Annotated in this window: 8 protein-coding genes; 5 read left to right on the forward strand and 3 right to left on the reverse strand. The window is 72.5% G+C overall.

The annotated features are described in order from the left end of the window. Positions 1-88 precede the first annotated feature (88 nt). Positions 89-1,024, reverse strand: coding sequence for a right-handed parallel beta-helix repeat-containing protein (locus tag IH13_RS0106565; protein ID WP_031081845.1), 936 nt, complete (start codon positions 1,022-1,024; stop codon positions 89-91). Between the two features lie 275 nt (positions 1,025-1,299). Between IH13_RS0106565 and IH13_RS0106570 the strand changes: the two genes are divergently transcribed. The 3 genes from IH13_RS0106570 to IH13_RS0106580 are packed head-to-tail and all read left to right on the forward strand — an operon-like array spanning position 1,300 to position 3,305. Further along, complete coding sequence (locus tag IH13_RS0106570) at positions 1,300-2,238, forward strand: PAC2 family protein (RefSeq protein ID WP_031081847.1); 939 nt, start codon at positions 1,300-1,302, stop codon at positions 2,236-2,238. Between the two features lie 33 nt (positions 2,239-2,271). Then, positions 2,272-2,898 carry a dephospho-CoA kinase gene (gene coaE / locus IH13_RS0106575; protein ID WP_031081848.1) on the forward strand — a complete coding sequence of 209 codons (627 nt, stop codon included), beginning with the start codon at positions 2,272-2,274 and terminating at the stop codon, positions 2,896-2,898. 38 nt (positions 2,899-2,936) lie between these two features. Continuing rightward, complete coding sequence (locus IH13_RS0106580) at positions 2,937-3,305, forward strand: tetratricopeptide repeat protein (RefSeq protein ID WP_031081852.1); 369 nt, start codon at positions 2,937-2,939, stop codon at positions 3,303-3,305. Between the two features lie 20 nt (positions 3,306-3,325). On the opposite strand, the gene IH13_RS0106585 is transcribed toward IH13_RS0106580, so the two are convergent. Then, positions 3,326-3,622: a DUF6343 family protein gene (locus IH13_RS0106585; protein ID WP_031081854.1), complete on the reverse strand. Its 297-nt coding sequence runs from the start codon at positions 3,620-3,622 to the stop codon at positions 3,326-3,328. A gap of 78 nt (positions 3,623-3,700) precedes the next feature. On the opposite strand from IH13_RS0106585, the gene IH13_RS0106590 reads away from it, so the two are divergent. Next, a complete protein-coding gene (locus IH13_RS0106590; RefSeq protein WP_037840897.1) occupies positions 3,701-4,846 on the forward strand; it encodes an ADP-ribosylglycohydrolase family protein in 1,146 nt (381 codons plus the stop codon). A 239-nt stretch (positions 4,847-5,085) separates the two neighbouring features. On the opposite strand, the gene IH13_RS0106595 is transcribed toward IH13_RS0106590, so the two are convergent. Continuing rightward, the gene (locus IH13_RS0106595; protein WP_031081857.1) at positions 5,086-5,448 is read right to left on the reverse strand and encodes a hypothetical protein; all 363 of its coding nucleotides are present in this window, start codon (positions 5,446-5,448) and stop codon (positions 5,086-5,088) included. A 220-nt stretch (positions 5,449-5,668) separates the two neighbouring features. Here IH13_RS0106595 and IH13_RS0106600 point away from each other — a divergent pair. After that, on the forward strand, positions 5,669-6,566 hold an 898-nt coding region (locus tag IH13_RS0106600), incomplete at its 3' end, for a slipin family protein (protein ID WP_234433230.1).

The raw sequence follows: 6,566 nt of genomic DNA on the forward strand, positions 1-6,566 counted from the left end.
CCGGTAGCCGATCGGCTGCGACAGCGGTAGAGCTGTGAGTGAGGCCCGCCCCTTCCGGGGGGCGGGCCTCACGCGTGTCCCGGGGCGGTCAGGGTGTCACGGGGACGTTGGTCAGGCCCCGGCCGCCGGTGACCGTGTTGCTGCTGTACACGGTCGTGGGGCAGTCCGCGCCGGCGTTGGTGACGTCGATGGCCAGCCGTCTGTCTCCGGTGGCGCCCGTCAGGTCCGAGGTGTTGCCCCGGAAGACGGTGCCGCAGCCCCAGCCGCTCTGCTGGGTGTGGGTCTCGTAGCCGTTGTTCGTGGTCCGTACGCCCCGGTTGTTCTCGACCAGTACGTCGTTGCCCTTCACGTCGACCCAGGAGTCGTCGTAGTTGGCGCCGGTCAGTCCGCCGCCGTCGAAGGTGTTGCCGGTGATCCGCGCCCCGGTGGTGCCTTCCTTGATGTCGACGTTCTCGCCGCCCACGCCCGGGCCGATGACGTTGTCCTCGATGCGCACCCCGTCGCTCCGGTCGCCGAGGTCGCCCGCGGTGCCGACGTACACGCCCTCGCCCATACCGCGCCCGTCGTGTCCGGTGTCGTAGATCCGTGAGTTCCGGATGACGCCGTTGCGGCTGGACTTCCGGAAGTGGACGCCCTCCATGTCGAGGTCGTGGACGGTGACCGAGTCGATGACCACGCCGGTCGCCGCGTCGGCCACGATCCCCTTCTGCCCGCCGGTGACGGTGAGGCCGTACACGGTCCAGTAGGAGGCGCCGTTCAGATGCAGTCCGTAGCCGCCGCCCGCGGTCAGTACGGCCCCGGCGGATCCGGTGAGGGTGATCCGGGAGGCGGCTGTGGCGGGGGCGGTCGCCTTGAAGTTGCCGGTGTACGTGCCGTCGGCGAGCCGGATCGTGGTTCCCGGGGACGCCGAGGCGAGCGCCGCCTTGAGCTGGGCCGCGGTCGATACGTCGACGGCCGTGGCAGGCAGGACACCGGCGGCCAGCGCGGTGGTCAGCAGGGCGGGGAGGAGCGTGCGGGTGCGCATGGGGGGCCTTCCCGTCGAAGGGTTCAGAGGGTTCTCGTACGTGAACACGGGGCGCGGCTCTGAATCAGCTGCCCGAGACGGTAGGGCTGGGTAATGACCATGTCAAGGTATGGACCATTGGCCGCGGGGCGGGGGTGCGGGAGACGTGCCGGACGGGCGAGGAGCTGACGGTTCCTGACCTGACGGGGCGTCAAGGCCGGGTGGCGGTCCGCACGCGGGAATGCCCCGAGCGGGCGGTGTGTTCTTGTCCAGGAACACGAGGAGGAGCGGTAACCGTGCCTGATCCGCAGAGTTTGTACGAATGGGAGCCCAAGGGCCTGGCCGTCGTCGACATGGCGCTCGCCCAGGAGTCGGCCGGCCTGGTCATGCTCTACCACTTCGACGGATACATCGACGCGGGCGAGACCGGCGAGCAGATCGTCGACGGCCTGCTGGAGACCCTGCCGCACCAGGTGGTGGCCCGCTTCGACCACGACCGGCTCGTCGACTACCGTGCGCGCCGTCCCCTGCTCACCTTCCGGCGGGACCGCTGGACCGCCTTCGAGGCGCCGACCCTGGACGTCCGGGTCGTCCAGGACGTCACCGGAGCGCCGTTCCTGCTGCTGTCCGGGCCCGAACCGGACGTGGCGTGGGAGCGGTTCGCCGAGGCCGTCGAGCAGATCGTGGAGCGCCTCGGTGTCCGCCTCTCGGTCAACTTCCACGGCATTCCGATGGGCGTCCCGCACACCCGCCCTGTCGGTATCACCCCGCACGGCAACCGCACCGACCTCATGCCGGGACACCCCAGCCCGTTCGACGAGGCGCAGGTCCCCGGCTCGGCCGAGGCGCTCGTCGAGTACCGGCTGATGGAGGCCGGCCACGACGTGCTCGGCGTCGCCGCGCACGTGCCGCACTACGTCGCCCGCTCCGCCTATCCGGACGCGGCGCTCACCGCCCTGGAGGCGATCACGGCGGCGACCGGCCTGGTCCTGCCGAGCGTCGCCCACACGCTGCGCACCGAGGCGCACCGCACCCAGACGGAGATCGAGCGGCAGATCGGCCAGGGCGACGAGGAGCTCGTCGCCCTCGTCGAGGGGCTGGAGCACCAGTACGACGCGGTCGCGGGCTCCGAGACCCGGGGGAACTTGGTGGCCGAACCGGTCGATCTGCCGTCCGCCGACGAGATCGGCCTTGAATTCGAACGCTTTCTCGCCGAGCGGGAGGGTGACTCCTGACGGGGTGATCCACCCAGGCCGTAAGCTCGCCGCATGCTGAAAGTGGGCCTGACCGGCGGGATCGGCGCCGGCAAGAGCGAAGTGTCGCGGCTGCTCGTGAGCTACGGGGCCGTGCTGGTGGACGCCGACCGGATCGCGCGGGAGGTCGTCGAACCCGGCACGCCCGGGCTCGCGCAGATCGTGGAGGTGTTCGGGCCGGACATCCTCACGGCCGACGGCACCCTGGACCGCCCGGCCCTGGGCGCGATCGTGTTCGCCGACCCCGACCGGCTGGCCGCGCTCAACGCCATCGTGCACCCGCTGGTGGGTGCCCGCTCCGCCGAACTGGAACGGGCCGCCGGCCCCGACGCGGTCGTCGTCCACGACGTCCCCCTCCTCACGGAGAACGGGCTCGCCCCCCTCTACGACCTGGTCGTGGTCGTGGACGCGGCCCCCGGCACCCAGCTCGACCGGCTGGTGCGCCTGCGAGGCATGACGGAGGTGGACGCCCGGGCCCGGATGGCCGCGCAGGCCACCCGCGAGGAGCGGCTGGCCGTCGCCGACCTGGTGGTCGACAACGACGGGCCCCTGGACGGCCTGGAGCCACGGGTCCGCGCCCTCTGGTCGGAGCTGACCGCCCGCGCCGCCGGGCAGGGCACCCCGGAACAGCGGGACCGGTAGGGACGTTGGAGGGGGTGAGCCGAGGGAAGGACAGGGCCGTGCCCGAGAACAATCCGGAGACGCACGTCATCGACTTCCGGGCGGCGGAGCAACTGCTCGCCGCGCGGGACCCGCGGGGTGCGGTCAGACTGCTGGACTCGGTGATCGGGGACCACCCGGAGAACACCGCGGCCCGGCTGCTGCGGGCCAGGGCCTTCTTCGCCGCCGCCCAGCTCCGCCCGGCCGAGCTGGAATTCGAGCTGGTCCTGGAACGCGAGCCCGACAACGCCTTCGCCCACTTCGCCCTGGCCCGGACCTTCGAGCGCTCCGGCCGCCCGAAGCAGGCCACCCGGCACTTCCGGCTGGCCGCCGCGCTCGACCCGAAGCCGGAGTACCTCCGGGCCGCGCGCTTCGACGAACGCCCCTGAGGGCGGTGGCGCCGAAGGCCTCAGCGGCCCCGGCGCTCCCCGGGGCCGTGTTCCCCGTGGTCGTCCTCGGTGGGGTCGTACGGCGGGACGTCGCGCCCCGGCTGGTAGCGCGAGCCCTGCCGGATGCGGCGGACGACCAGGCAGAAGTCGGTCACGGTGATCAGCAGCAGCACCCCGCAGGCCGCGGCCCAGCCGGGCCGCTCCGCGATCAGGAACGCGGTCAGTCCGAAAGCGGCCCAGGCGGTACCCCATACACTCAGCCAGAGCCGCATCCGCAGAGGACTGCGGGCGGTGGACGGTTCGTTTCCGGTACGCATAGCATCGCCTCCCGTCCATGATGACCCCGCGGTGCGGTGTACGGAAACCGGGCGGGGACGGTCGAGGGGGAGCGGGCTGTGCACAGGACGAACGAGAGCGCGACACCGCTGTACGCGCCGTGGGGCGACACCGTCGCCCGGCGGGCCAGGGTGCGCGGGACGCTGCTGGGCGGAGCCCTCGGGGACGCCCTCGGCAACCCGGTCGAGTTCCTCTCGCTGGACGGCATCCGCCGGGCCCACGGTGACCAGGGCGTACGCGGTATGACGGCGGATCCGGACGGGGTCGTCGGACGGATCACCGACGACACCCAGATGACGCTGTTCACCGCCGAAGGCCTCATCAGGGCGCACGTCCGGACGAGGTCCACCGGCACGGCCGGCTCCGAGTACGCCCTCGTCCGCAACGCGTACCTGCGCTGGCTGGACACGCAGAACCACCCCGCTCCGCCGGCCCGGGGCGGCGGCAGCCCCGTACGTACCGGCCTGCTCAGGCAGCACGCCTGGCTGTACGCGCGCCGGGCCCCCGGCAACGCCTGCCTGACCGGCCTCGCGGCCGGCCACACCCCCGCGCCCGGCACGCCGCTCGAACGGCCCGGACCGGTCAACCCGCAGTCCAAGGGGTGCGGCACCGTCATGCGGTCGGCACCGTTCGGCCTGGTCGGCGCCGACGCGCCGACGGCCTTCGGACTGGCGGCCCGGTGCGCGCGGATCACCCACGGCCACCCCACCGGGGGGTACGCGGCGGGGGCGCTCGCCGCGATCGTCACGTACCTGCTGGAGGGCGACTCCCCGGCCGGTGCCGTCCTGCGCGCCATGGACCTGCTGGCCCTCCACCGGAACCACGAGGAGACGACGGCGGCCCTGCGCGCGGCGGTCGACCTGGCGGCCCTGGGGCGGCCCTCCGCCGAGGCCGTGGAGACGCTGGGCGCGGGCTGGGTCGCCGAGGAGGCCCTCGCCATCGCCGTGTACTGCGCCCTCGTGCTGCCGGGACCCGAGGACGTCGCCGAGGCGCTGCTGCTCTCCGTCAACCACTCGGGCGACAGCGACTCCACCGGCAGCGTCTGCGGCAATCTGCTCGGCGCGCACCACGGTGACGCGGCCCTGCCCGTCTCCTGGCTGGCCGCGACGGAGGGCAGGGCGGTCATCGCCGAACTCGCGGACGACCTGTGCGCGGAGTTCGGGCAGCCGGTGGCGTGGCCGGAAGGCCGTTACCCGGACTGCTGAACCGGTCCCGGTACGGGAACGCCGCCCCACCGCCGAACGTTGCGCGGTCATGGACCCGCGGACCGCTCGGTCCCGTCGAGTCGCCGGACCTCGGCGAGGAGCGGTGCGACGGTCGTGCTCGGCTCCTTCCCGGCGCACACGGCCGGCCACCGTGTCAGGGAAGCGAGGGTGGGAGCGGAGCCCGGGTGCGCCCGGCCGCGCCCCGGCGGGGTCTGCCCGCCGTGTGACCGGCGCGCCGGTCAGTGGACGAACCGGTAGCTGCGCCAGGGCCCGCTCGGCGGTGCCTTCACGTCGGTGACGGTGGTGGGGACGTAGATGGTGTCGCCGCCGGTGCAGTCCGGGGTGCGGTAGAGGACCATGTCGATCAGCGTGCCGTTGACGACCTCGTTCGCGCCCGCCGCCTCCATCCGGTGGCACCCTTTCACCGACGGGCTGTCCGTGCTCACCGCCTGGTCGCGTTCGGTGGTGTAGGTGACCGGGCCCACCGCGGTACGGCCGAGCCCGGAGCAGCCCGCGAGGGCGAGCGTGAGCAGGGCCGTACCGGCGGCGAGGCCGGTGCGGCGCCGGCGGCTGGAAACGGTGGCGGTCACGGTGACGGACATGGGCGGGGTCCTCGTCTGCTCGTCCGGCTCATCGGTACGTCCCGGAGACGTGCTGGCGCTGGCCACCCTGCCCCCTCCCCGTGCCCCGGGCATCCCGTGCGCGGCCGACCGGGCCGGTCGGCACCCGGACAGAGGTTCGACGTGTGCGCATACCGGGCATATCGTGTTAATAGGCCGAAATGAACGGGTGCGCAATGATGTGCCCGGGAGCAGGGGGCCCATGATGGTCGAGGGGCTGGTGATCGCCGCGGTCGTGGTGATCGTCGTTTACGCACTGGCCGCGGCGCGCGTGGTCAAACAGTACGAACGAGGAGTGGTGCTCCGGCTGGGCCGGTTGCACGACCAGGTACGCGACCCGGGGTTCACCATGATCGTCCCGGTCGTGGACCGGCTGCACAAGGTGAACATGCAGATCGTGACGATGCCGGTGCCCGCGCAGGACGGCATCACCCGGGACAACGTGACGGTCCGGGTGGACGCGGTCATCTACTTCAAGGTGGTCGACGCGGCGAGCGCGGTGATCCAGGTCGAGGACTACCGGTTCGCGGTCTCGCAGATGGCGCAGACCTCACTGCGCTCCATCATCGGTAAGAGTGATCTCGACGACCTGCTGTCGAACCGGGAGAAGCTCAACGAGGGCCTGGAACTGATGATCGACAGCCCGGCGGTCGGCTGGGGTGTGCAGATCGACCGGGTGGAGATCAAGGACGTGTCGCTGCCCGAGACCATGAAACGCTCCATGGCCCGGCAGGCCGAGGCCGACCGGGAACGCCGCGCCAGGGTCATCAACGCCGACGCGGAACTCCAGGCGTCCAAGAAGCTGTCCGAGGCGGCCCAGCAGATGTCGAGGCAGCCCGCGGCGCTGCAACTGAGGCTGCTGCAGACGATGGTCGCCGTCGCGGCCGAGAAGAACTCCACGCTGGTGCTTCCGTTCCCCGTCGAGCTGCTCCGTTTCCTGGAGCGCGCGCAGGGGCAGCCGGGGCAGCAGACCCCGGCACCCGAGTCCCAGGCACCGGTCGAGGCGCCGGGGGAGGGCGGTGGAGACCAGGAACCCGTTCCGTCGCCCACCGCGGCCGGCTCACCGCTGCCGCCGCTCGGCCCGGACCCGCTCGCCCCCC

It is taken from the genome of Streptomyces sp. NRRL WC-3549 (assembly GCF_000721935.1).
In the GTDB taxonomy this organism is placed as follows: domain Bacteria; phylum Actinomycetota; class Actinomycetes; order Streptomycetales; family Streptomycetaceae; genus Streptomyces.